This is a genomic window from Roseobacter cerffii (assembly GCF_054226325.1).
Window position 1 is genome coordinate 1,787,916 of record NZ_CM135757.1, and the last position, 22,693, is coordinate 1,810,608.

The 22,693-nt window shown below is 64.5% G+C and carries 21 protein-coding genes; 11 read left to right on the top strand and 10 right to left on the bottom strand.

Annotation, left to right across the window (positions count from 1 at the left end; genetic code table 11):
• Positions 1-76: 76 nt before the first annotated feature.
• From ACVC7O_RS08685 to ACVC7O_RS08705, 5 genes are read left to right on the top strand one after another with little or no spacing between them, the layout of a single operon-like run.
• The gene (locus ACVC7O_RS08685; protein WP_458325690.1) at positions 77-1,399 is read left to right on the top strand and encodes a sugar ABC transporter permease; all 1,323 of its coding nucleotides are present in this window, start codon (positions 77-79) and stop codon (positions 1,397-1,399) included.
• Positions 1,400-1,410: 11 nt separating this feature from the next.
• Positions 1,411-2,172: an ATP-binding cassette domain-containing protein gene (locus tag ACVC7O_RS08690; protein ID WP_458325691.1), complete on the top strand. Its 762-nt coding sequence runs from the start codon at positions 1,411-1,413 to the stop codon at positions 2,170-2,172.
• Between the two features lie 3 nt (positions 2,173-2,175).
• A complete protein-coding gene (gene xylB, locus ACVC7O_RS08695; protein WP_458325692.1) occupies positions 2,176-3,615 on the top strand; it encodes a xylulokinase in 1,440 nt (479 codons plus the stop codon).
• On the top strand, positions 3,612-4,916 hold the full coding sequence (gene xylA / locus ACVC7O_RS08700) for a xylose isomerase (RefSeq protein WP_458325693.1): 1,305 nt from the start codon (positions 3,612-3,614) through the stop codon (positions 4,914-4,916). Before xylB ends, xylA begins: the two co-directional genes overlap by 4 nt.
• 12 nt (positions 4,917-4,928) lie before the next feature.
• Positions 4,929-5,858 carry a glucokinase gene (locus ACVC7O_RS08705; RefSeq protein ID WP_458325694.1) on the top strand — a complete coding sequence of 310 codons (930 nt, stop codon included), beginning with the start codon at positions 4,929-4,931 and terminating at the stop codon, positions 5,856-5,858.
• A 9-nt stretch (positions 5,859-5,867) separates the two neighbouring features.
• On the opposite strand, the gene ACVC7O_RS08710 is transcribed toward ACVC7O_RS08705, so the two are convergent.
• From ACVC7O_RS08710 to ACVC7O_RS08755, 10 genes are all read right to left on the bottom strand, one after another.
• Positions 5,868-7,766, bottom strand: coding sequence for a beta-galactosidase (locus ACVC7O_RS08710; protein ID WP_458325695.1), 1,899 nt, complete (start codon positions 7,764-7,766; stop codon positions 5,868-5,870).
• On the bottom strand, positions 7,763-8,623 hold the full coding sequence (locus tag ACVC7O_RS08715) for an SMP-30/gluconolactonase/LRE family protein (RefSeq protein ID WP_458325696.1): 861 nt from the start codon (positions 8,621-8,623) through the stop codon (positions 7,763-7,765). The genes ACVC7O_RS08710 and ACVC7O_RS08715 overlap by 4 nt, the downstream gene beginning before the upstream one ends.
• Positions 8,620-9,225: a 2-dehydro-3-deoxy-6-phosphogalactonate aldolase gene (locus tag ACVC7O_RS08720; protein ID WP_458325697.1), complete on the bottom strand. Its 606-nt coding sequence runs from the start codon at positions 9,223-9,225 to the stop codon at positions 8,620-8,622. The genes ACVC7O_RS08715 and ACVC7O_RS08720 overlap by 4 nt, the downstream gene beginning before the upstream one ends.
• A complete protein-coding gene (locus ACVC7O_RS08725) occupies positions 9,222-10,127 on the bottom strand; it encodes a 2-dehydro-3-deoxygalactonokinase (protein WP_458325698.1) in 906 nt (301 codons plus the stop codon). The genes ACVC7O_RS08720 and ACVC7O_RS08725 overlap by 4 nt, the downstream gene beginning before the upstream one ends.
• Before the next feature lie 3 nt (positions 10,128-10,130).
• Positions 10,131-10,901: an SDR family NAD(P)-dependent oxidoreductase gene (locus tag ACVC7O_RS08730; protein WP_458325699.1), complete on the bottom strand. Its 771-nt coding sequence runs from the start codon at positions 10,899-10,901 to the stop codon at positions 10,131-10,133.
• Positions 10,902-10,932: 31 nt separating this feature from the next.
• Positions 10,933-13,017 (bottom strand): alpha-galactosidase, encoded by a 2,085-nt coding sequence (locus ACVC7O_RS08735; RefSeq protein ID WP_458325700.1) that lies wholly within the window; start codon positions 13,015-13,017, stop codon positions 10,933-10,935.
• Positions 13,014-13,862 carry a carbohydrate ABC transporter permease gene (locus tag ACVC7O_RS08740; protein WP_458325701.1) on the bottom strand — a complete coding sequence of 283 codons (849 nt, stop codon included), beginning with the start codon at positions 13,860-13,862 and terminating at the stop codon, positions 13,014-13,016. The genes ACVC7O_RS08735 and ACVC7O_RS08740 overlap by 4 nt, the downstream gene beginning before the upstream one ends.
• Before the next feature lies 1 nt (position 13,863).
• Positions 13,864-14,232 (bottom strand): MmcQ/YjbR family DNA-binding protein, encoded by a 369-nt coding sequence (locus ACVC7O_RS08745; protein ID WP_299678295.1) that lies wholly within the window; start codon positions 14,230-14,232, stop codon positions 13,864-13,866.
• Positions 14,233-14,296: 64 nt separating this feature from the next.
• The gene (locus ACVC7O_RS08750) at positions 14,297-15,223 is read right to left on the bottom strand and encodes a carbohydrate ABC transporter permease (RefSeq protein ID WP_458325702.1); all 927 of its coding nucleotides are present in this window, start codon (positions 15,221-15,223) and stop codon (positions 14,297-14,299) included.
• A gap of 147 nt (positions 15,224-15,370) precedes the next feature.
• On the bottom strand, positions 15,371-16,633 hold the full coding sequence (locus ACVC7O_RS08755; RefSeq protein ID WP_458325703.1) for an ABC transporter substrate-binding protein: 1,263 nt from the start codon (positions 16,631-16,633) through the stop codon (positions 15,371-15,373).
• A gap of 245 nt (positions 16,634-16,878) precedes the next feature.
• Here ACVC7O_RS08755 and ACVC7O_RS08760 point away from each other — a divergent pair, with 245 nt between their 5' ends.
• From ACVC7O_RS08760 to ACVC7O_RS08785, 6 genes are all read left to right on the top strand, one after another.
• Complete coding sequence (locus tag ACVC7O_RS08760) at positions 16,879-17,670, top strand: IclR family transcriptional regulator (RefSeq protein ID WP_458325704.1); 792 nt, start codon at positions 16,879-16,881, stop codon at positions 17,668-17,670.
• 4 nt (positions 17,671-17,674) lie between these two features.
• Complete coding sequence (locus ACVC7O_RS08765; RefSeq protein ID WP_458325705.1) at positions 17,675-18,733, top strand: ABC transporter ATP-binding protein; 1,059 nt, start codon at positions 17,675-17,677, stop codon at positions 18,731-18,733.
• A gap of 144 nt (positions 18,734-18,877) precedes the next feature.
• A complete protein-coding gene (locus tag ACVC7O_RS08770) occupies positions 18,878-19,735 on the top strand; it encodes a delta-class carbonic anhydrase (RefSeq protein WP_458325706.1) in 858 nt (285 codons plus the stop codon).
• Positions 19,736-19,810: 75 nt separating this feature from the next.
• Positions 19,811-20,278, top strand: a complete 468-nt coding sequence (locus tag ACVC7O_RS08775; RefSeq protein WP_458325707.1) for a hypothetical protein — start codon at positions 19,811-19,813, stop codon at positions 20,276-20,278.
• Positions 20,279-20,539: 261 nt separating this feature from the next.
• Entirely contained in the window at positions 20,540-21,688 is a 1,149-nt protein-coding gene (locus tag ACVC7O_RS08780; protein ID WP_458325708.1) for an ABC transporter substrate-binding protein, read from the top strand.
• Between the two features lie 86 nt (positions 21,689-21,774).
• Positions 21,775-22,692 carry a branched-chain amino acid ABC transporter permease gene (locus ACVC7O_RS08785; RefSeq protein WP_458325709.1) on the top strand — a complete coding sequence of 306 codons (918 nt, stop codon included), beginning with the start codon at positions 21,775-21,777 and terminating at the stop codon, positions 22,690-22,692.
• Position 22,693 lies beyond the last annotated feature (1 nt).

Genomic DNA, 22,693 nt, shown 5'->3' on the forward strand with positions numbered 1-22,693 from the left:
CATTGCCAGATGCCTCCCGCTTGCGTGATCCTCGCGCAGACAGGTGAGGTGCATCTCGCAAGGGGCGCGCTGAACCATGACCGATCAAACAACGCAACCACCCGGCACTGCAAAGGAAAGCGAAGGCGCCATCGCGCGCTTCTTCCGCGAAACCGAACTCGACACCCGCCTGCTGGGCATGCTCGGCGCGCTGGCGATCATCTGGATCGGCTTTCACGTCTACGGCCAGCTGGTCAACGGGTTTGGCGCCTTCCTGACGCCCCGCAACCTCTGGAACCTTTCGGTTCAGACCGCCTCCATCGGGATCATGGCCACCGGCATGGTGCTGGTGATCATCACTCGCCACATTGACCTCTCCGTGGGCTCCATGCTCGGCTTCTGCGCCATCATCATGGGGGTGGTACAGGTCAACATCCTGCCGCCGATGCTGGGCGTCGGTCATCCGATGATCTGGGTTATCGCCGTGATCGTTGGTATCCTCTGCGGCAGCTTCATCGGGGCCTTCCACGGCGCGCTGGTCGCCTACGGCAAGATCCCGGCCTTCATCGTGACACTGGGCGGCCTCTTGGTCTGGCGCGGCGCCGCCTTCCTGGTGGCGCGGGGCGAGACGATCTCGCCCGTGGACAAGACCTTCGCGCTCATGGGCGGCGGACCCTACGGTGCCATCGGCGCCACCGGCAGCTGGATCGTGGGCCTGCTGGGCTGTGCCGCGGTGCTGGGCCTGATCATCATGGGCCGACGCAAGCGCACCATCTTCCACATCGCACAACGCCCCATCTGGGCTGAGAGCTTTCTCGCCGTGGTCGGCTGTGGCGCGGTGATCGGCGCGGTGCTGCTCGTCAACGCCTACCCCTGGCCGCGCGGCATCGTGCGCCGCTATGCCGAGGCCGAAGGGATCACCATCCCCGAAGGCGGGCTCTTAATCTCCCACGGGTTCGCCATCCCGGTTCTGATCCTCGTAGGCGTCGCGATCTTCATGACCATCCTCATGTCCCGCACCCGCTTTGGCCGCTATGTCTATGCCATTGGCGGCAACCCCGAGGCGGCGGAGCTTGCAGGCATCAACACCCGCTGGATGACCGTGAAGATCTTCGCCCTGATGGGCGCTCTGACGGGGCTCTCCGCCGTGGTCGCCTCTGCGCGGCTTGGCTCGGCCACCAACGCGCTTGGCACATTGGACGAGCTCTACGTCATCGCCGCGGCAGTGATCGGGGGCACCTCGCTCGCAGGCGGCGTGGGCACGATCTACGGCGCCATCCTCGGCGCGCTGGTCATGCAATCCCTGCAAACCGGCATGGTGCTCATCGGCTTTGACGCTGCCATCCAACAGGTTGTCGTCGGCTCCGTCCTCGTGCTCGCCGTCTACCTCGACATCCTCTATCGTCGCAAATCCAAGTGAGGGGTCAGATCATGACAGACACATCTCAAACCCCGCTCGTCCAGCTCAAGGACATCTCGATCTCCTTCGGCGGTATCCGCGCGGTGGATCACGTCAGCCTCGATCTCTACCCCGGCGAAGTCGTGGGCCTTCTGGGTCACAACGGGGCGGGCAAATCCACGTTGATCAAGATTCTCTCCGGCGCTTACCAGAAGGACGGTGGCGAGATCTGGATCGAAGGCAAACCAGCCAATATCACCAGCCCCCGCGATGCGCGCGATTACAACATCGAGACGATCTACCAGACGCTTGCGCTGGCCGACAATCTCGATGCCGCCTCGAACCTCTTTCTGGGCCGCGAGCTGGTGACCTCGACAGGCTTTGTCGATGACGCGAAGATGGAGAGCGAGACCGCCAAGATCATGGCGCGGCTCAACCCCAACTTCCGCAAACTGAAAGAGCCGGTCAGCGCGCTCTCGGGTGGTCAGCGACAGTCGGTCGCCATTGCCCGCGCAGTTTATTTCAACGCCAAGATCCTGATCATGGACGAGCCAACCGCGGCGCTTGGCGTGCATGAAACCCAGATGGTCGCCGATCTTATTCAAGAGCTGAAAAAGCAAGGCCTCGGCATCTTCCTGATCAGCCACGACACCCGCGAAATGCTTGAGCTCTGTGACCGCGTCTCGGTCATGAAAAACGGCCAGTTGGTCGGCACCGAACGGGTCGAGGACGTGACCGAAGATGACATCCTCAGCATGATCATCATGGGCAAGAAACCGGATCAGGCGGCGTAATTCATGTACCTGGGCCTCGATCTTGGGACCTCCGGCCTCAAGGCCGTGCTGATCGACGACGATCAGCAGCTGGTGGCGGAAGTCACGGCGGCCCTGACGGTGCAGCGGCCGCAGAGCGGCTGGTCCGAGCAGAACCCGGCCGATTGGCTCGCAGCCACGGAGACTGCGATGACAGCGCTGGCTGCGCAGCACGGGCTCGACGCCGTGCGCGGCATCGGCCTCAGCGGCCAGATGCATGGCGCCACTCTGCTCGACGCCGCGGGCGATGTTCTACGCCCCTGCATGCTCTGGAACGACACCCGCAGCCACATGGAGGCCGCCGCCTTCGATGCCGATCCGCAGTGGCGCAGGATCACCGGCAACATCGTCTTTCCGGGCTTTACCGCGCCTAAGGTTGATTGGGTCCGCGTGAACGAGCCCGAGATCTGGAAGAAAACCGCGAAAATCCTGCTGCCCAAAGACTACCTGCGCCTCTGGCTCACAGGTGATGCCGTCTCCGAGATGTCCGATGCGGCGGGCACCAGCTGGCTCGACACCGGCGTGCGCGACTGGTCCGATGCGCTGCTCGACGCTTCGGGGCTCAGCCGCACCCACATGCCGCGTCTCGTCGAAGGGTCTGCGCCCTCCGGCATCCTGCGCGATGCGCTGGCCGACCGTTGGGGCCTGCCGAAAGGCGCCGTAGTCGCGGGCGGGGCAGGCGACAACGCCGCGTCTGCCGTCGGCATGGGCGTGGTGAAACCGGGGCAGGCCTTCCTGTCGCTGGGGACCTCTGGCGTGCTCTTTGCCGCCAGCGCCGCCTACCAGCCCGACGCGCCCTCCGCCGTGCACACCTTCTGCCACGCGCTGCCCGACACCTGGCATCAGATGGGCGTGATCCTCGCCTGCACCGATGCGCTGAACTGGTACGCCAGCCTCGTGCAGTCTGACGCGGCCAGCCTGACCGCTGACCTCGGCCCGCTGCAAGCGCCGGGCGAGACGCTGTTCCTGCCTTACTTGGGTGGCGAGCGCACGCCACACAATGATGCCGCTGCACGCGGAGCTCTTCTTGGTCTTGACCATGCGACCGACCGCACCGCGGGCACCCGCGCGGTGCTCGAAGGGGTCAGCTTCGCCTTCTGCGACAGCCTGGATGCGTTGCGCAGCACAGGGACGCAGATCGACACGCTGGTCGCCGTCGGCGGCGGCAGCAAGTCCGACTATTGGCTGCAGGCGCTCGCCACGTTGCTGGAGATGCCCATCGACCTGCCCGAAGCGGGCGACTTCGGTGGGGCTTTTGGCGCGGCGCGGCTGGGGCTCATGGCCGCGACCGGCGCGGGCGCCGAGATCGCCACGCCCCCCGCCACGGCCCGCAGCATCGAGCCGGACACCACACTCACATCCGCGTTCCTCGACAAACACGCGCACTACCGCGCCGCCTATGCGGCCCTCAAGGAGGCTCTATGACCGACTTCTTCGCTGGCATCTCGCCCGTCACCTACGCTCCTGACGCGCCCGCGGATGTCTTGGCTTACCGCCACTACAACGCCGAAGAGATGGTCGCCGGCAAGCGCATGGAAGACCACCTGCGTTTCGCCGTCGCCTGGTGGCACAGCTTTGCCTGGCCGGGCGGTGACCCGTTCGGCGGGCAGACCTTCGAGCGCCCGTGGTTCGGCGACACGATGGAGCTCGCCCGCCTCAAGGCCGATGTGGCCTTCGAGATGTTCGCGATCCTCGGTCAACCCTATTACTGCTGGCACGACGCCGACATCCGCCCGGAAGGCGCGACATTTGCCGAGAGCAAGCGCAATTTCGAAGAGATCATCGACTATCTCGCCCAGAAAATGGACGCTCAAGGCACCAAGCTGCTTTGGGGCACCGCCAACCTATTTTCACACCGCCGGTTCATGGCGGGCGCGGCGACCAACCCCGACCCGGAAGTCTTCGCCTGGTCCGCCGCCACGGTGAAGAACTGCATCGATGCGACCCATAAGCTCGGCGGTGAAAACTACGTGCTCTGGGGCGGGCGCGAGGGCTACGAGACGCTGCTCAACACCGATTTGAAACGTGAACGCGCGCAGGCCGGGCGGTTCCTGCAGATGGTGGTCGATTACAAGCATAAGATCGGTTTCAAGGGTGCGATCCTGATCGAGCCAAAGCCGCAGGAACCGACGAAGCACCAGTACGACTACGACGTGGCCACGGTCTACAGCTTCCTCAAGGAGTTCGGGCTCGAAACCGAGGTACAGATGAACATCGAGCAGGGTCATGCCATCCTCGCGGGCCACAGCTTCGAACATGAACTCGCGATGGCCTCCGCGCTCGGTATCTTCGGCTCCATTGACATGAACCGCAACGACTACCAGTCCGGCTGGGACACCGACCAGTTCCCCAACAACGTGCACGAGGTGGCGCTGGCCTACTACGAGGTGCTGAAGGCGGGGGGCTTCACCACCGGCGGCACCAACTTCGACGCCAAGCTGCGCCGCCAGAGCCTCGACCCCAAGGATTTGATCGCCGCCCATGTGGGCGCGATGGACATCTGCGCCCGTGGCCTGAAGGCAGCAGCCGCCATGCTCGATGACGGCGGCCTTGAAAGCGCCCGCGCTGCCCGCTATGCGGATTGGGATGCGCCGCAGGGCCAATCCTGGCTCACCTCCGCGACGCTGGATCAGATCGAAGCGCAGGTGGCGGGCGGTGGTATCGATCCGCAGCCGCGCTCCGGCCAGCAGGAGATCCTGGAAAACTACGTCAGCCGATTTGTCTGAGGACACGACACCATGGCCCTTATCCTCGCCGATGTTGGAGGCACAAACGTCCGCTTTGCCTGCGCGCGCGAGGGCGCCATTCAGGGCGGGCTGACGCGGCGCTACCAGAACGACGACTACGCCGATTTTGACGCAGCCCTTGAGGCGTACCTGGCCCATGCGCAGGTGCACACGCTGGAAGCACTGACGGTCGCCGTGGCCGGGCCGGTCACAGCGCAGACCGCACGGCTGACCAATCGCGGCTGGTCCTTTGATGCCGGTCAGCTCGCCGAGCGCCACGGCGCGCAGCGCGTTGGGTTGCTGAACGATCTCAGCGCGCTCGGCTATGCGCTGGACAGTCTCGGCCCCGATGGCACGGAGGTGGTGGTCGACGCGCCCGTTCCGGAAGACGACCAGCGGTTGGTCATCGGCGCGGGCACCGGCTTCAATGTCAGCCCGGTCCTGCGGGTTGGTGACCAGACGGTCTGCCTGCGGGCCGAGGCGGGGCTTGGCAGTCTGCCGACCCGTGTCGCGGACCACCTTCACGCCTACGTCGGGCCGTCCACGCCCTGGGTGCGCTGTGCGGAGGATGCCGTGCGCGGGCCGGGTCTGTCGGAGTTGCACGCCGCGGCGACCGGCGCGGCGAAGATCGATGCCCGCGAGGTGATTGATGCGGCCAACCGGGGTGAGGGGCAGGCGCTCGCGTCCGTAGAGATCTATGCGCGGATGTTAGGCACCTTCATCCAGGATCTGCGGCTGCTTTACATGCCTGCCGGTGGGATCTTTCTGGCGGGATCGGTGGTGCGCGGCTTGCTTTCCAGCCCTGCGCAGGCGCTGTTCAAAGAGGTGCTGAGCGGCCAACCCACGGTGAAATCCAATCTACCGCCCGTCGCCGTGTCGGTGATCACGCAGGACGAGGCGGCGTTGCTTGGCTGTCTCGCCTATGCCAAGTCGCGGGCTTAGTCTCCGCGCCTAGATCGCCCACCAGGCGACATCGGCGGGCAATATGGTTTTTCCCTGAAAATCAACGGGCTCCGGCCCGTAGTTAAACGCAAAGCGATTGGCGCTTGTATCGCGCAACCGCAGACCCTCTGGCAGGTTCTGCGCGGTGAGCCCGGCCTCCTTCGCCAACCCGTGCACGATCCGCTCCCAGAGCTCTGCATCCGGCCAGGCGCCGAGATAATGCATCCCGTCATCGCCCTTCAGCACCGCCTGACCCGTCTCGGTCTCGAGGAGCGTGGTGGCGCCGCCTTCCAGATCCTCGACCCAATGCTGTACTGCACCGCCGCCCAGAACCGGGCGCAGCACATGGGGCGGCAGGCTCTCCACCCGTGCCGCGATGACATCAAGCCCCGGCAGGTCCGGTCCCATGGGCGTGGGAATGCGCAACTCCTCCGTCACCGCATTGCTGCGCGGCCCCACCAGCGCCACGGTCTGCCCCAGGGCCCGCTGCAGCGCCTCAGGCATGGCGGCAAGGCCGGGCGCCAGCACCAGCGCATAACCCGAGAGATCGGTCACGCTCGACGGCACGATGTCGATGGAAAATCCACAGCGCCGCAGCGCCCGATAGGCCTCGAGCATCAGGCGGAAATAGCTGAACCCATCGCCCTGCGGCAGTGTCGCCCAGGCCCATTCTGACGGGTAGTCGAACACCAACGCGACCGGCGCCTGCTGCAGCGCAATCTCCGGCATCTCAGCGATCTCGCGGCCCACCTGTTCGGCCTCTGCCAGCCCAGGCGCAGGCGCATTGTCGGGCCGCTTCAGGCCCGCGTGCATTTGCTCCTGCGCAAAGGGCGCCTGCCGCCAGCGGAAGTAGCTGACCACCTCCGCCCCATGGGCAAAGGCCTCCCAGCTCCACAGCCGCACCATACCGGGCAGGGGCGCGGGGTTGTGCGGCGCCCAGTTCACCGGGCCCGGCTGCTGTTCCATCACCCACCAGCGCCCGTCACGGCCCACGGCGCGGTAAAGGTCGTGGTGGAAGGCCTGCATGTCCGGATCACCCTGCTGCAAATACCGCGCCTTATGCTCTGCCGTGCCCTCCAGACGGTCCGATAGGAAGCCAATCGGGTAGCTGTCCCAACTTGCGATATCGATCGAGGCACCCACCTCGAAATGGTCGAAGTCCAGCACCCGCCCCATGTAGTTGTGAATGAGCGGCGCCTCGCTGCGCGCCCGCAAGGCCGCCACCTGCACCTCGTGATAGGCCACCACCTGATCCGAGGAAAACCGCCGAAACGCCAGCTCATGGCTCGGGTTCGGCTGCGTCACGGTCAGGTTCGGCAGGTCGATCTCGTCAAAGCTGCGGTACTCCATAGACCAGAACACATTGCCCCAGGCGTCGTTCAGCGCGTCGATGCTCTCATACCGCTGCGCCAGCCACGCACGGAACGCCTCCCGCGCCGCGTCGGAATAGGAGAGGATCGTGTCGTGACAGCCGTATTCATTGTCGATCTGCCAGGCGTGAATGCGCGGGTCGCGCCCATAACGGTCGCCCAGCACCTCGGCGATGGCCCCGCTGGCGTCGCGATAGCCCCCGTGGCTGAAGCAGTAATGCCGCCGCGATCCAAAGCCGCGCGGGTGCCCTTGCGCATCTACCGCCAGCATGTCGGGAAACCGCTCCAGCATCCAGCGCGGCGGCGTACAGGTCGGCGTGCCAAGCACGATCTTCAGCCCCGCGTCACTCAGCACTGCAATCGCGCGGTCCAGCCAGTCGAAGTCAAACCGCCCGGGCTCCGGCTCGATCCGGCTCCAGGCAAATTCGCCGATGCGCACCCAGGAGATGCCCGCCGCGACCATCTCGGCGGCATCCTGCGCCCACATCTCCTCGGGCCAGTGTTCGGGGTAGTAGCAGACGCCCAACGCGCGGTTCATAAGATCACCCTTGGTTCGGGCAGCCCCTCCGCCACGCCCTCCACGGCAAAGGTCTGACCATGCGGGCTTTGATCATGCGCAACCTCCGCGGACAAGCCTTGCCGCGCGCTGGTGACATAAAGCGTGCGGAACTCCGCCCCGCCAAAAGCCGGGCAGGTGGTGTGCACCCCGGGCACCTCCACCGCGCGGAGAAATTCGCCAGCATCGGAATAGGCGGCAGCGCGCGCGGCGCCCCATTGCGCGATCCAGACCGCACCGGCCTTGTCCACCACCGCGCCATCGGGGTTCAACCCGTCATCAGAGAGGTCCAGAAAGACCGTCGGATCGCCCGCTGGCCAACCTTCCCGATCCAGCGCCACGCGCATCACCTGCCGCGTTGATGTGTCGGTGAAATAGGCGCAGCTGCGATTGGGCGCAAAACAGATCGCATTTGAAATGGTGATCTGTGCAAAGAGCTTCTGCAACCGGCCCTGATAGAAGCGATAGATCGCCCCCGCACCGCTCTCGGCGTTGCGGTCCATCGTGCCGATCCAGAAGCCGCCCCAAGGGTCGGCGCGTCCGTCGTTCGAGCGGGTGACCGGATTGTCCTGCTCCAGCCCGCAGATTTGCGTCGTGCTGCCGTCGCGCAGATCGAACCGCCAGAGGGCGGAGGCCGAGGCGATCAGCAGCGTCTCGGCATCGACCCATCCGGCCGCCGACACGGGCTCGTCAAAGCGCCACTCCAGCGGCCCGGAGGCATCGCGGCTCAGAAGCCGCTGGCGCATGATGTCGAACCAGAAGAGCTGCCCGCGCTCCGGGTGCCAGAGCGGGCCTTCCCCCAAGATACAGCGCCGGTCGTCAAAGACCTCTGCGCTCATCCCGACGCCTGTCGGTAGGCCTCGACGATCCCGGCGGCGCGCCCGGCCACATCCGCTGTGCTCATACCCGGCTTGTAGAGCGCCGAGCCGATGCCGAAGCCATCCGCGCTCGCGGCGATCCAGTCGCCAAAGTTCTCGGGCCCCGCACCGCCAACCGCATAGATCAGTGTGCCCTTGGGCAGGATCGGCCGCATCGCGGCCAGACCAACCGTGCCCGCCATAGCACCGGGGAACAGCTTCAACCCATCCGCTCCGGCCTGCAGCGCGGTGAACGCCTCGCTGGGAGTGAAGACGCCCGGCCAGCTTTGCATCCCCAGCGCCTTCGTGGCCGCAATCACCGCCGCATCGCAATTCGGCGACACGATCAGCCGGCCGCCCGCTTCGGCCACAGCCCCCACCTCTTCAGCCGTCAGCACCGTGCCCGCGCCGATCAGCGCCTGATCGCCAAAGCTGCGGGCCAGCGCACCGATGCTCTCCAGCGGGTCGGGCGAGTTCAGCGGCACTTCGATCTGGGTGATCCCGGCGGCGATCAGCGCCTCGCAGACGGCAGGGGCCTCCGCCGGGGTGATTCCGCGGAGAATGGCGATGAGGGGCAGCGTCATGTCAGAGCCTTTGCGTTGCGAAATGCGGCCGTGAGCCCGGCCAGCGTGGCTTTTTCCGTGTCGACGAGCATCGCTTCGATGCCTTGTGGCCGCAGCGCGTCCTGATAGGCGCGCGCCTGGTCATTGGTCCCGAGGATGGCCAGGTTCTGGCCCAGCCAATAGGCCCGCGCCGCGGCCAGCTCCGCTCCGATCAGCAGCCCGGAGAGGGCCGCGCGCGTCACCGGCGCCTGAACCCCGTGCAGAAGGTGACCCGCGCGCAGGCCAAAGAGCCGCGCAGCCATCGCTTCGGGCTTGGACATCGCATCGCTGACCGCAGCGTCGAAGGCCTCGGCGTCCCAGCCATCGCTGGCCAGCGAATGCCGCAGCACCGACTGCCCGCTGATCAGCGCAAAGAGTTCACCGCTCATGAATGTCTGGAAGCTGACCACTTCACCCGCGCTCAGGTGCACCCATTTGGTATGCGTCCCCGGCATGCAGAGCACGCCGTCCCAGCCCGGATTGAGCGCCAGGAAGCCCGCGATCTGCGTCTCTTCCCCGCGCATCACATCTGCGGGCCGGGTTTGCGACAGCCCCGAGACAACCCGCACATCAAGGCCCTGCGACGTGGGCGCAGGCGTCAGCTCTTCGGCGAGGGGCGTACAGGGCACCGCGCGATACGGCGCTTCGACCCACCCTTGCCGTGAGCCCACCATGCCGCAGGCAATGACCGGCAAGGGCCCGGCCTCCAGCCAGTCTCTGACAAGCGCCATCAGCGCGGGTTCGAACTCTGCGACGCTGAGCTTGCCCATACCGTCGTCCGACCCGGCGCGCGCCAGCACCGTCGCCCCCTGCATCGCATAGGCGCGCAGATTGGTGGTGCCCCAATCGACCGCAATCCAGTCCCGTGTCACGCGCTCACCCATCGCCTATCCCGTCGTCACGACGCCACCATCGACGACCATGCATTGCCCCGTCATCATCTTGCTGGTGTTCGAGGCCAGAAACAGCACCGCATCGACGATGTCCTGCGGCGCAAGATGCGTCTTGAGGCACTGCCGCTCCAGATGCGCGGCGAGCCCTTCCGGTGTCGCCCATTTGTCGAGCTGCTTCTCGGTCAGCACCCAGCCCGGCGCCAGCGCGTTCACGCGGATGCCATCCGGCCCCAACTCGCGCGCAAGGCTGCGGGTCAACGCGGTGATGCCACCATTCGCCGCCGTATAGGCCGGGTAGCCCGCATTCCCCATCATATAGCTGATCGAGCTGAAGTTGATGATCGATCCCGCGCCGCGCGCCTGCATCGCGGGCGCCACCGCTTGCGCGGCGAAGAAATACGCCTTGAGGTTCACGGCGAGCAAGAAATCCCATTCCTCGGGTGTGACGTCTTTCCAGCTGTGCCGCTTGTCGTTGGCCGCGTTCGACACCAGCGCATGGATTGGCCCATGCGCCTCCGCCGCCTCGGCAATGCTGCGCTGCAGGCCTTCCGTGTCGGTGATGTCACCCTGGAAGAACAGCGGTCGCACCCCGTGCTTCGCTTCCATCTCATCAACAAAACCAGTCGCATCCGAGCGCCCGATAAAGGCGACCTGGGCGCCTTGCGCCAGGAACCCATCCGTCAGGTCCGCACCAATGCCAGAGCCGCCGCCGGTGATATAGACGGAGGCACCGTCGAGGTCGTGGAACGTGGCTGTCTTGGTCATGAGCATACCTCATCAGGGACGTGCGGAAGAATCATAGCCGTTTTCCTTCCAGCACCCATAGGGTTTCAGGATAGCTCCAGGGCAGGGCGATCCCATTGTGCATCAGCGCCGCACCCGTGAGCGTTAGTGCGCCGTGTTTCAGCGCAGGCGTGCCGCGCGACAGTTCGGTGGCATCGGCGCGGTTGCGCAGGCTGATCTCGTAGCGCGCCTCCGGGTCCAGCCGTGTCAGCCGCAAGGGCCGCGGCGCGATCTGGCGCGAGGTGCCAGATTTGCCCGCAAAGATCACGAACTGGTTGCCGTCGCGGGTCATCTGTTGTTCGGCAATCACCGAGCTGTCGGTGGCATCGAGCCGCAGGATATCCGCGCCATACATCCAATCGCGGTTCGCTTTCCACCAGGCAGTGACGTCGCGCAGCACCTCGGCCTCATGTTCGGTCAGCTCGCGCGGATCCATCTCGAACCCCAAATGCCGCTGCGCTGCCACCCAGGCGCGGAACGAGATATCCAAAACCCGCCCCGACGTATGGCACTTGCGCGGCCCCACATGGCTGCCGGTGACGGCGGCGGGCAGGAAGAGGGCCGCGTTGTGCTGCATATGCAGCCGCTCCAGCGCATCATTGCTGTCCGAAAGCCAGACCCTTTGCGTGCGGCTCAGAATGCCGAAATCGATGCGCCCGCCGCCCGAGGCGCAGCTTTCAATCTCTACATCGGGGAAGTCGGTGCGCAGCCGGTCGATCAGCGCATAAGACCCCCGCGTCTGCGCCGCATCTGGCGCGGGCAGCACCCGGTTGTGATCCCACTTGATGTAATCAATCGGATGCGCGTGCAGCAGCGCCGAAATCCGGTCGTAGAGGAACTCCCGCACCTCTGCCAATCCCATGTTCAGCGCCTTCTGCTGCCGCCCAAGGATCTGGTCTTCCGCCCCCAGTGCCCAGTCGGGATGCGCGCGGTGGATGTTGCTGTCGGGGTTGATCATCTCCGGTTCAAACCAGATGCCAAAGGACATGCCCGCGCCATGCACATGATCGATGAGCGGCCCCAGACCATCCGGATACTTGCGCGGATCGACCTCCCAGTCCGACAGCGAGGAGGTGTCATCGTCCCGCTGCCCGAACCAACCATCATCCAGCACAAAGCGCTCGGCCCCCAGGCTGGCTGCCCGCGTCGCGATGTCTTTCAAGACCGGCAGATCATGGGCGAAATAGACTGCTTCCCAGCAGTTGTAATGCACCGGGCGGGGGCGGCCTGGTTTGGTCCACGTGACGATGCGGTCGCGCAGATGGCGCTGGAACGACACCGCGCAGCCATTGAACCCATCCGAGGAATAGACCGCATAGAGCGGGGCCGTGCGAAATTCCGTGCTCGGTGCGGTTTCCATCCGCGCAGCGTGCCCGAACTGGATCTGGCGGCGGCCATCGGGCAACTCTTCGGCGATCATCCGGTGCCCGCCCGACCAGCCATAGTGAAAGGCAAAGGCCTCTCCGGTCGCATTCGTCGCCCCGCGGCAGGGCACGATCAGCCCCGGAAAATGCTCATGGCCGGTGCGGCCCGTGCGGTTCTCGCGATAGCGGATGCCGGGCGACCAGGCGGTGCGATTGAGCTGGAACTCCCCGCACCAGCGCCCCGCCACGTCGATCATCTCGTCCGACTGCTGCGGCGCGGGCAGCACGGGCGCGGCGAGCCAATGCAGGTGCAGGGGCCGGTCCGAATTCACCCGCGCCGATAGCGCGATCACATGGGTGTCCGGGTCCAGCGTAAACTCCGCCGTATAGGTCAGCCGGTTTGGCGCATCCTCGCAGATCACCGTCAGGTGCTGCTCCGCCTCGACCACCTCGCGCAGCTTGAAGGCGGGCAACAGCGGCGCGCCATCGCTGTCGCGCACGATCAGCCCCGGCTGGCCGGGAAAGCTGTGCGATGCCTCGGGACAGATCGAGAGGTCCGGGTTTTGATCCAGCATGCCCCCCGTGACATCCAAGGTCACGGCAGCCGCCAATTGCGCCAGGTCCTCGTCCCCGGGCAGTGGCGGCCCCCAGTAGATCACCTGGGGGCTGCGTCCGGCTGTGGAGGCGAGAACCAAGGTCTGGCGATCATCGTCCAGACGCCAGTGTGTTGTCACTTTACGGCCCCCAGGGTCAGACCGGCGATGAAGTGTTTCTGCATCAGGAAGAACATCAGAACAGGGGGCAGGGCGGCAACAATCGAACCGGCACTCATCAGGTGATAGGCGGCGCGGAACTGCGCGTTGAAGCTGGTGATTCCGGCGGTGACCGGCTGGCTTTCCGGCCCCTGCGTCAGCACCACCGCCCAGAAATAGTCATTCCAGATGAAGGTGAAGATCAGAACCGAGAGCGCCGCTATCGCAGGCTTCATCAGCGGGATGACCACGTACCAGAAGATCTTCCACTCCGCGATGCCTTCCACCCGTGCCGCCTCGACCAACTCATAGGGCAGCGCGCGGATGAAGTTGCGCATGAAGAGCGTGCAGAACCCGGTCTGGAACGCGATGTGAAAGAGCACCAGCCCCGTCTTGGTGTTATAAAGCCCCATGTCGAGTGTCAGGTCGCGCACCGGCACCATCAGGATCTGAAAGGGCACGAAGTTGCCCGCCACGAACATAAAGAACACCCAGATGTTCGACTTGAACTTGTAGATCCCCAGCGCAAAGCCCGCGAGGCAGGACAGTGCCACCGCGCCGACCACCGTCGGCACCGTGATCAGCACCGAATTCAGCATGTACCGCGGCATGTCTGAGTTGAAGAACACCTGCCCGTAGTTGTTGAACATCTCAAACGACGAGGGCAGCCCCCAATAGTTGCCTTGCGTGAAATCCACCGCCGGCTTGATCGAGAAGACCGCAACCGCAATGAGCGGCAAGAGCCACATGATCAGGGCAAGAGGCAGAAGCGACTGATAGGTCAGCTGCCAGGAGCGCGGGGTTTTTTCAATCGGTGTCGGAAACATCTCAGCACTCCTCCGGCAGGGGGGGCAGGGCGGCCTGCGCCTTCTTGGTCAGGCCGCTGCGAATGGTTGTGTAGGAGACGGCGACCCGGTGTCGGGCCTCCTCCGGGTCCAGCGCGGGAAGGTCCAGCCGCACCCAGGCGCCGCGGAAATAGGCGGGCTTTCCGGCCGCCCCGCTCTCGATCAACATGCGCGCCATCTCGGTGTCGGCACAGCGCACCACCACGTGGTCGTCATTCGTCGCGCGCTGATCGGTGTGCCCAAAACAGGCAAACATCTTGCCGCCGACTTTCCAGGCATCGAGCTCACCAGGGCCCGACAGCACCGCACCGGGATGCACCGCACAGAGGTCATCAAACTCGGGCCGGGTCATGCGCGCACCCCCTTCACCCTTCCAAAAATACTCCCGCCGGAGGCGGCCCAACACATCAACCCGCTCATCGGCCCTTCTCCTCGGCCCACATCGAGTAGAGGAAGTAGGCGATGAAGACCAACATGATCAGGAAGAGCACCACCGCGATGGCCGCGCCATAGCCCATGCGGAAGCCGTATTCCGACAGCGCTTTTTCGAACATGTAGAAACTCAGCACCCGCGTCTGCCCGAAGGGCCCACCGTTGGTCATGATCGAAATGAGATCGAATGAGCGCAGCGCGCCGATGATGGTCACCACAAAGGCGATGAAGGTCGCAGGCTTGAGCTGTGGGATGATGATGTACCACAGCATCTTCCAACCCTTGGCCCCATCCAGCCGCCCCGCCTCGATCTGCTCCGGGTCCACCGCGTTCAGACCGGTTAGATAGAGGATCATGCAATAGGCCGTCTGCGGCCAGAGCCCCGCGGCGATGATCCCATAGGTCGCCATCGACGGATCGCCCAGCACGTTGATCGGCCCGAGCCCCACGAGACCCAGCACCCCGTTCAGCAGCCCCTCATTGGGCAGGTAGAACCAGGAGAAAACGAGGCCCACAACCACTTGGCTCAGCACGAAAGGGAAGAAAAACAGCGATTTGTAGATCCGAATGCCGGTCACGGTCTGGTTCAAAAACAGCGCGATGAACAGCCCGCCGGGGATCGCCAGCAAATAGAGCAGCAACCACTTGAGGTTGTTCCACAGCGACACCTCGAAAGCTGAATCGTCCATCAGCTCCACGTAATTCGCCATGCCCACATAGCGCGCTTCGCCCAACCCGTCCCAGTCATAGAAAGAGATCGCGATCGACTGGTAGATCGGCCAGATCACATAGAAGGCAAAGAACAGGATCGCGGGCGCCAGAAACAGCCAGGGCGTGACCGCAATCTCGTTGCGCTTGTACCAGCCGCGCTCTGATCTCGCGGGGGCGATGGTGGGGTCTATGGCTGTCATCGACGCATCTCCTCGGTCGTGCGGTGCACGCCGTGGCGTGCGGTGCGGCACCTGCGGCGCATACGGCAACATGGTATGTCATGCTGGCGAATGGGTCGCGGGGAGAGGAAAAGGCCGGGCGTTTGGGAGCCGCCCGGCCAGTCGTGGTTACTGGTAGACGCGTTCCTGCACCTTATCGAGGCGGTTCAGGATATCGTCGATGTTGTCCGGGAAAACCATGAATTCCTGCAGGCCCTGCATGGCTTCTGCGGCCATCTCGGCGGGGAAGTCCCGGTCAAAGAACTGGGCCACACCACCGGGGCTGTTTTCGGACAGCATGGTGAAGCCTTCATTCAGGAACTTGTCGTCATCCACGGAAGAGGCTGCGTTCACAGGCAGCTGCCCGAGGTTCTCGCCATTGTTGATCTCGGTCTGCACGTTAGACGACACCACAAAGCGCAGGAACTCGCGGGCATTGTCCTTGTTTGACGCGTTGGCCGGGATGTGGAAGGTGTCGGTCGGCGCATCTTCGGCCAGTTCCACATCGGGGTTGATCGCTGGGAACTGGTAGAAGTCCAGCTTGCTGTCATCCAGACCCGCTTCGCGCAGCGGTGCCACAGCGAAGTTGCCTTTCAGGATCGCGGCGGCATCGCCGCTCACGATGGCGGGCAGTGATTCCTGCCAGCTGTAGGACTGGTGGTTCTCGACAAAGGCGCCCATGTCGATCAGCTCACGCCAATTGGCAAAAGTCTCCTTGACGCGGTCGTCGGTCCATTTGACGTTGCCCTGGGCCAGTTCCATGTGGAAATCAAAGCCATGGGTGCGCATGTTCAGGTAGTCAAACCAGCCGCCGGCGGTCCAGAAGTTCTTGGTGCCGATGGTATAGCACTTGCGCCCTGACTCGACGATGGCCTGGCAGTTGGACTTCATCTCGTCGAAATTGGCAGGCTCGCTCAGCCCCAATTCGTCATAGATGTCTTTGCGGTAGTAGATGCCCCACTGGTAGTAGGTATAGGGCACGCCCCACTGTTTGCCGTCGATGGTCATCGCGCCCTTGGTCGAAGCGAGATTTTCTGCGATTTCAGGCTCCTGCCAGAGATCTGAGACATCCTCGAAGAGCCCGGCATTCACATAGGGGGTCATCCGGTTGGCCGCATACCAGTTGGCCACGTCCGGGGTGTCGTCGCCCGCTGTCAGGAAGTTGCGGATCTGGGTCTTGTAGGCCTCGCGGTCGATCACCGTTGTCTCGATGTTCAGATCAGGATGCAGCTCCTGGAAATCCGCGATCATCGCTTCCATCGTCGCGCGCGGCGCCGGGTTCGATGTGTCGAGGAAAATCTTCAGATCGCCCGACAGCTCGGCTGCCGCAGCACCCGCAAGCATGGTTGATCCGGCCAATGCCATAAGCATTGTCTTGGTGGTAAAACGCATGGTGTCCTCCCTAAGATGCGTTCGCGCTTTTGCGTCCCTCGGCTCTCGAAATGTAGTTCCATTATTTGAAACCGAGTTTTATATATTGAAAACTACAGCGCAATCTGCTTAGCCTGTCAACAGTGTTCTTCGGGAAACTGAAGACGCAGCGCAGCCTGCATGGAGGCGGAAAAGCGCGCAAGCCACTGGTTTGCAACAGGTTTTCCGAAACGCAGGCGGTTCGCGCATCACGGGAGGAGTGGGCCATGTCCGGCGACGGCACGGTTGGCAAAGCACTGGACGTTCTGGATCAGGTGGCCGCATACGGCCAGCCGGTGCGCTTTGCGACGCTGCTTGCCGAGAGCAAGTTTCCCAAGGCGACGCTCTACCGCTTCCTGCAGACACTCACCTCGCAGGGCATGCTGGAATACGACCCGGATCGGCAGACCTACGCGCTTGGTGTGCGCCTCGTGCGGCTCGCCCATGCGGCCTGGACGCAAAGCTCGCTGGCCCCGCTCGCACGGCCCTTCCTCGACCAGCTCAGCGCCGAGACCGGGCAGACCGTGCACCTGGCGCAGCTCGACAATGCGCAGGTCCTCTATGTGGACAAGCGCAACGCGGCGCAGCCGGTCGAGATGTTCTCGGATGCAGGCAAGGTCGGCCCGGCCTATTGCACCGGCGTCGGCAAGGCGATGCTCGCCTTCCTGCCGGAAGAGCATCTGGACCGGGTGATCGCCCAGCAGAGCTTTCACCGCTTCACCGAGCACACCTATACGACACCCGAAGCGCTCTGTGCCGAACTCGCGGCGATCCGCACGCGCGGCTATGCCTTCGACCGCGAAGAGCACGAGCCGGGCATCATCTGCATTGCGCATCCGATTCTCACCGGTACCGGCCGCGTGCTGGGCGCGATGTCGATCACCGGCGCGCTGCAGGCCACCGATCTCAAGCAACTGGAAAGCTGGGCCCCGCGCCTTGCGCGCACGGCGGATGCCATCGCGCAGGAAGCGCAGACCTGGCGCTTTCCGGACACCCACCTTCAACACACGGGGACCTAAGACCATGACAGGCGTGACACTGAACCAGGCCATCAAACGCTACGGCGATGTGCAAGTGATCCACGGGATCGATCTGCAGATCGAGGACGGCGAGTTTTGCGTCTTCGTGGGCCCCTCGGGCTGCGGCAAGTCCACGCTCCTGCGCATGATCGCAGGGTTGGAAGAGACAAGCGACGGCAAGATCGCCATCGGCCCGCGCGATGTCACGCACATGGACCCCTCCGAGCGCGGCGTCGCCATGGTGTTCCAGACCTACGCGCTCTATCCGCACATGAGTGTTGAGGACAACATGGGCTTCGGGCTCAAGATGAACGGGGTGCCCAAGGCCGAGATCAAGGAGAAGGTCCAGAAGGCCTCTGACATTCTCAAGCTCGACCAGTTCCTCGCCCGCAAACCCAAGGCCCTCTCTGGCGGTCAGCGCCAGCGTGTCGCCATCGGCCGCGCCATCGTGCGCGGGCCTGAGGTTTTCCTTTTCGACGAGCCGCTCTCCAACCTCGATGCGGAACTGCGCGTCGAGATGCGGGTCGAGATCGCCCGTCTGCACAAGGAAATCGGCGCTACGATGATCTATGTGACCCACGATCAGGTCGAGGCGATGACCCTCGCCGACAAGATCGTCGTGCTGCGCCTCGGCAACATCGAGCAGGTGGGCGCGCCGCTGGAGCTCTACCGTGACCCGGACAACAAGTTCGTGGCCGGTTTCATCGGCTCGCCCGCGATGAACTTCTTGAACGGCACGGTCGCCGAAGGCGGCGTCGAGGTGCCTGGTCTGGGCCGCACCGTGGCGGTCGAGGCCAACCTGCCCGCCGTCGGCACGCCGGTCATCCTCGGCGTGCGGCCCGAGCATCTGGAGGTGCAGATGGGGCAGGGCGCCCTGAAGGCCGAGCTCTCCGAGGCGCTGGGCGGTGTCAGCTACCTGCACCTCGACACACCGACTGGCGAGCGGATCATCGTCGAGGAACGCGGCGACGAGCGCGCCAATGAAGGCGACACGGTCGACATCAGTTTCGAGACCCGCCGCGCCTACGTCTTCGACGCCAAGACCGAAGAGCGCATTCGCTGAAGGTTCCGGCACATTCGGCGCCTTGGGTCACATTTTGCTCAGGGCGCCCGGTTTTGCGCAGCGCCGATCTACTCTCCCGCGGCGCGGTGCCTATATCTCTGGTTGAACCGGCCACCTGGCCCACATCACCACGGGAGGAATTTCATGAAATCTGCGCTGACCCTTGCTCTGTCCGTCTCGGCAATCACGGCTGCCTCATCTCTGAGCGCGGCGACCGCCTCTGACGAGGACATCGCCGCCCAACGCGCGGCTCTGGCCGAGGCCACGAAAGACGCAGGGTTCGGCCCGCAATCGCCGCGCGATCTCAGCACGCTCACGGGCGAGAATGACCGGGTCTTCGCCACCGCCCCCGCGCACACCGAGATGAACCTCTGCAACATCCACTTCCATGAGAACGCCGAACATCGGGGCGGCCAGTTCACCACCTACGCAGGCAACGGCGACGGCAAGGGCGCGGGCACCGGGTTTCGCTATGACGGCACGCTGACCGAGGCGGAACTGGCGCCTTATGAAAACACCGTCGGGTCAACGAAATACGGCGATCTGCAGCCCGGCGACACCATCGAGGTCCACTACGTGCACACCACCGCACAGGTGCAGCCCGGCCCGACCCTCGGCTCCTGTCTCAGCGAGGCCATCGCCAATCCGCAGCTGCGCGTCGAAGCGCAGGTCTTCGTGCTGGTCAATGACGACAGCGCGCTCGACTTCACTCAGCTCACGGCGCATGAACTCATCGACGGCCTGCACCAGGCCCCCGCCATCCCCACCGACACCGGCACGCCGATCCTCTACCCGGGCTCGACCACGGGCCCCAGCTTCAACACCGCGGGATCGCCCCTGCAAGTCACCTGGAGCGTCCGCCCCGATGTGGCCAAGGTCTCGATCCGTTCGGTGGAGGCCTGGCTCGCCGACAACACCTTTGACGAGACCGGCGCCCATGGCGTGCGCAATCTCGTGACCAACCCCGCCCTGCTCGCACCGATCACGCAGACGGGCGGCTAGGGACCCGCCGCCGGGCGGTCCGGTCCAAAGGGGCCGGACCCTCCCGATGCCCGGACACAAAAGCACGGAACCCCCATGGCCGCACCGCGTCCCGATCCTCTGCCGCGCCTGTCCGCCAGCTTCGAGGCCTATCTCACAGCCGTGCAGGACCCCGCGCTGCCCGAGCGCGTGCGCAATCATGACCTCCGGCATATGGCCTTCTGGCACGCCTACTATGCCGACACGCTCACGGCGTTCGCCTCCGGGCAGACGCCCGAGGTCCTGTCCGGCACCTACAAGGTGATCAACCGAAACGCACAGCGCGCCCATGCCGAGGCCGGGGCGGAGGTGCTCCTCGCCCGGCTGCAAACCGCGCAGGGTGCCGTGTTGGAGGCGGTGGCGCAGATTCCGGCGCAGACGCTGATTCCCTACAAGAAGGGCAGTCGGACCTACGCCCGCGACGCCTATATCGACGTCATGTCCGAGCATTTCGATATGCATGTGCGCTATCTTCAGGGCATCGCCAAAGGCGCGCCGGAACACACTTGGGTGTTTCACATCTGACGGATGCTCGCGCCCGGATCCGCGCATTTTCGCGGCGCTCAAGCCTGCGCCGCTGCTAAATACTTCAAGGTTGAAATATTTGTTCTTGAAATAAATCCGGAGCCAGCCTAGCCTTTCCTCAAGGAGACGGGCCGTCCGGTCCTGATTTATCGGCGCATCTGCATCTGCCCGATGGACAAATCCGCTCTTGATGCGCCACAGTCGGCCGCATCGATATCCAAGAGGGCACGCCAAGAGGCCCTTCATAACCGGGAGAGTACAATGCAACTGAAATCTTTGATCCTCGCGGCGGGTCTGACGGCACTTGCCAGTGCCGGGCTCGCTGACGGGCATGGCGGCAAAGTCAAGATCGGCATGATCACCACGCTGTCAGGCGGCGGCGCTGGCCTCGGCATCGACGTGCGCGATGGCTTCCTGCTTGCAGCGAAACTGGCGGGGAACGAAAATCTCGAAGTGGTGGTCGAGGACGACCAGCGCAAGCCGGAGATCGCCGTGCAGCTGGCCGACAAGATGATCCAGTCCGAGAAGGTGGACATTATGACCGGCATCATCTTCTCCAACCTCGCCATGGCCGTGATCCCCGCCGCCACGGCGCAGGGCAAGTTCTACATCTCGCCCAATGCGGGGCCCAGCCAGCTTGCGGGCAAGGGCTGCCACCCGCTCTACTTCAACGTGGCCTGGCAGAACGACAACCTGCACGAGGCCGCGGGCGCCTATGCCAATGACGCAGGCTACACCAACAGCTTTATCCTCGCGCCCAACTACCCGGCGGGGCAGGACGCTCTGACAGGGTACAAGCGCACTTATGGCGGGGAGCTGGCTGGTGAGATCTACACCAAGCTTGGCCAGACCGACTACGCCGCCGAGATCGCGCAGATCCGCGCTTCCGGCGCAGACTCTGTCTTCTTCTTCCTGCCCGGCGGCATGGGCATCTCCTTCCTCAAGCAATATGCCGGCTCGGGCGTTGACATCCCCGTGGTTGGCCCTGCCTTCAGCTTTGATCAGGGCATCCTGCAAGCGGTCGGTGAAGCCGCCCTTGGCGTGAAGAACACCAGCCAGTGGAACAAGGACCTCGACGTGCCCGCGAACGCGACCTTCGTTGAGGCGTTTCAGGCCGAATACGGACGCCTGCCGTCGCTCTACGCGAGCCAGGGCTATGACGCCGCGAACCTGATCCTGAGCGCCATGGCAAAAGCTGACGTAAAAGACGCCGACGCCTTCCGCGCAGCTCTCGCCGCCGCCGAGTTCGACAGCGTCCGCGGTGACTTCAAGTTCGGCACGAACCAGCACCCGGTCCAGGACTACTACGTGCGCGAGGTGATCAAGGAAGGCGATGTCTTCACCAACAAGATCATCTCCGCCAGCCTTGAAGACCACGTGGACGCCTACGCCGCCGAGTGCAGCTATTGATCTGACAGGTCGCTCCGCACCGCCGGGGCGACCTCTCCCGCACCCCTGTCCAGAGTGACGCAGCCGCCGCTGCGCCCGGAGCCTCTATGACCACGCTCTTGCTCATCGAACAGATCCTCAACGGGCTGCAGTTCGGCGTGATGCTGTTCCTGATGGCCGCGGGGCTCACGCTGATCTTCGGCGTGATGGGGCTGATCAACCTCGCCCATGGCTCGCTCTACATGGTCGGCGCCTTTGCCGCCGCCGCCGTCGCGGGGGCGACCGGCTCCTTCCTGCTCGCGCTCATCGCTAGCCTGATCGCTGCCGCAGCGGCAGGGGCGATCATTGAGCTCACAGTCATTCGGCGGCTCTATGACCGCGACCACCTCGACCAGGTGCTCGCCACCTTCGCGCTGATCCTGATCTTCTCCGAAGGCACCCGCTGGCTCTTCGGCTCCTTCCCGCTGTTCCTCGACATCCCCTCCGCCCTCGCGGGGCCGGTGACACTGCCCGGCGGCATCCAGTACCCGGCCTACCGGCTGCTGATCATCGTGATCGGCCTGCTCATCGCGCTGGGCCTCTTCCAACTCATCGCCCGCACCCGCATCGGCATCCAGATCCGGGCAGGCGAAAGCGACCGCGAGATGATCGCGGCCCTCGGCGTCGACATCTCGCGCCTATACACCATCGTCTTCGCCCTTGGCGCGGCGCTGGCGGGCCTCGCAGGTGCGCTTGTCGGAGCGCTGCAGTCCGTGCAGGTGGGCATGGGTGAGCCCGTGCTGATCCTCGCCTTCGTCGTCATCGTGATCGGCGGCATAGGCTCAATCAAGGGTGCCTTCGTCGGCGCGCTGCTCGTGGGGCTCACCGACACGCTCGGCAAGGTCCTGTTGCCCGGTTTCTTCGGGGCGTTCATGGAGCCCGCCGCCGCCACCGCCGTCGGCTCCTCGCTCGCCTCCATGGCGATCTACATCCTCATGGCCGCCGTGCTGCTCTTCCGCCCCACCGGCCTCTACGGGACGGCCTGAG

Excerpts from the sequence above, each read along its gene's own strand:
- xylA (WP_458325693.1), top strand. The coding sequence starts at position 3,612 with ATGACCGACTTCTTCGCTGGCATCTCGCCCGTCACCTACGCTCCTGAC.
- ACVC7O_RS08740 (WP_458325701.1), bottom strand. The coding sequence starts at position 13,862 with ATGTTTCCGACACCGATTGAAAAAACCCCGCGCTCCTGGCAGCTGACC.
- ACVC7O_RS08725 (WP_458325698.1), bottom strand. The coding sequence starts at position 10,127 with ATGGGTGAGCGCGTGACACGGGACTGGATTGCGGTCGATTGGGGCACC.
- ACVC7O_RS08715 (WP_458325696.1), bottom strand. The coding sequence starts at position 8,623 with ATGAGCGCAGAGGTCTTTGACGACCGGCGCTGTATCTTGGGGGAAGGC.
- ACVC7O_RS08770 (WP_458325706.1), top strand. The coding sequence starts at position 18,878 with ATGAAATCTGCGCTGACCCTTGCTCTGTCCGTCTCGGCAATCACGGCT.
- ACVC7O_RS08775 (WP_458325707.1), top strand. The coding sequence starts at position 19,811 with ATGGCCGCACCGCGTCCCGATCCTCTGCCGCGCCTGTCCGCCAGCTTC.
- ACVC7O_RS08705 (WP_458325694.1), top strand. The coding sequence starts at position 4,929 with ATGGCCCTTATCCTCGCCGATGTTGGAGGCACAAACGTCCGCTTTGCC.
- ACVC7O_RS08745 (WP_299678295.1), bottom strand. The coding sequence starts at position 14,232 with ATGACCCGGCCCGAGTTTGATGACCTCTGTGCGGTGCATCCCGGTGCG.
- ACVC7O_RS08710 (WP_458325695.1), bottom strand. The coding sequence starts at position 7,766 with ATGAACCGCGCGTTGGGCGTCTGCTACTACCCCGAACACTGGCCCGAG.
- ACVC7O_RS08760 (WP_458325704.1), top strand. The coding sequence starts at position 16,879 with ATGTCCGGCGACGGCACGGTTGGCAAAGCACTGGACGTTCTGGATCAG.
- ACVC7O_RS08685 (WP_458325690.1), top strand. The coding sequence starts at position 77 with ATGACCGATCAAACAACGCAACCACCCGGCACTGCAAAGGAAAGCGAA.
- ACVC7O_RS08730 (WP_458325699.1), bottom strand. The coding sequence starts at position 10,901 with ATGACCAAGACAGCCACGTTCCACGACCTCGACGGTGCCTCCGTCTAT.
- ACVC7O_RS08720 (WP_458325697.1), bottom strand. The coding sequence starts at position 9,225 with ATGACGCTGCCCCTCATCGCCATTCTCCGCGGAATCACCCCGGCGGAG.
- ACVC7O_RS08750 (WP_458325702.1), bottom strand. The coding sequence starts at position 15,223 with ATGACAGCCATAGACCCCACCATCGCCCCCGCGAGATCAGAGCGCGGC.
- xylB (WP_458325692.1), top strand. The coding sequence starts at position 2,176 with ATGTACCTGGGCCTCGATCTTGGGACCTCCGGCCTCAAGGCCGTGCTG.
- ACVC7O_RS08765 (WP_458325705.1), top strand. The coding sequence starts at position 17,675 with ATGACAGGCGTGACACTGAACCAGGCCATCAAACGCTACGGCGATGTG.
- ACVC7O_RS08780 (WP_458325708.1), top strand. The coding sequence starts at position 20,540 with ATGCAACTGAAATCTTTGATCCTCGCGGCGGGTCTGACGGCACTTGCC.
- ACVC7O_RS08690 (WP_458325691.1), top strand. The coding sequence starts at position 1,411 with ATGACAGACACATCTCAAACCCCGCTCGTCCAGCTCAAGGACATCTCG.
- ACVC7O_RS08755 (WP_458325703.1), bottom strand. The coding sequence starts at position 16,633 with ATGCGTTTTACCACCAAGACAATGCTTATGGCATTGGCCGGATCAACC.
- ACVC7O_RS08785 (WP_458325709.1), top strand. The coding sequence starts at position 21,775 with ATGACCACGCTCTTGCTCATCGAACAGATCCTCAACGGGCTGCAGTTC.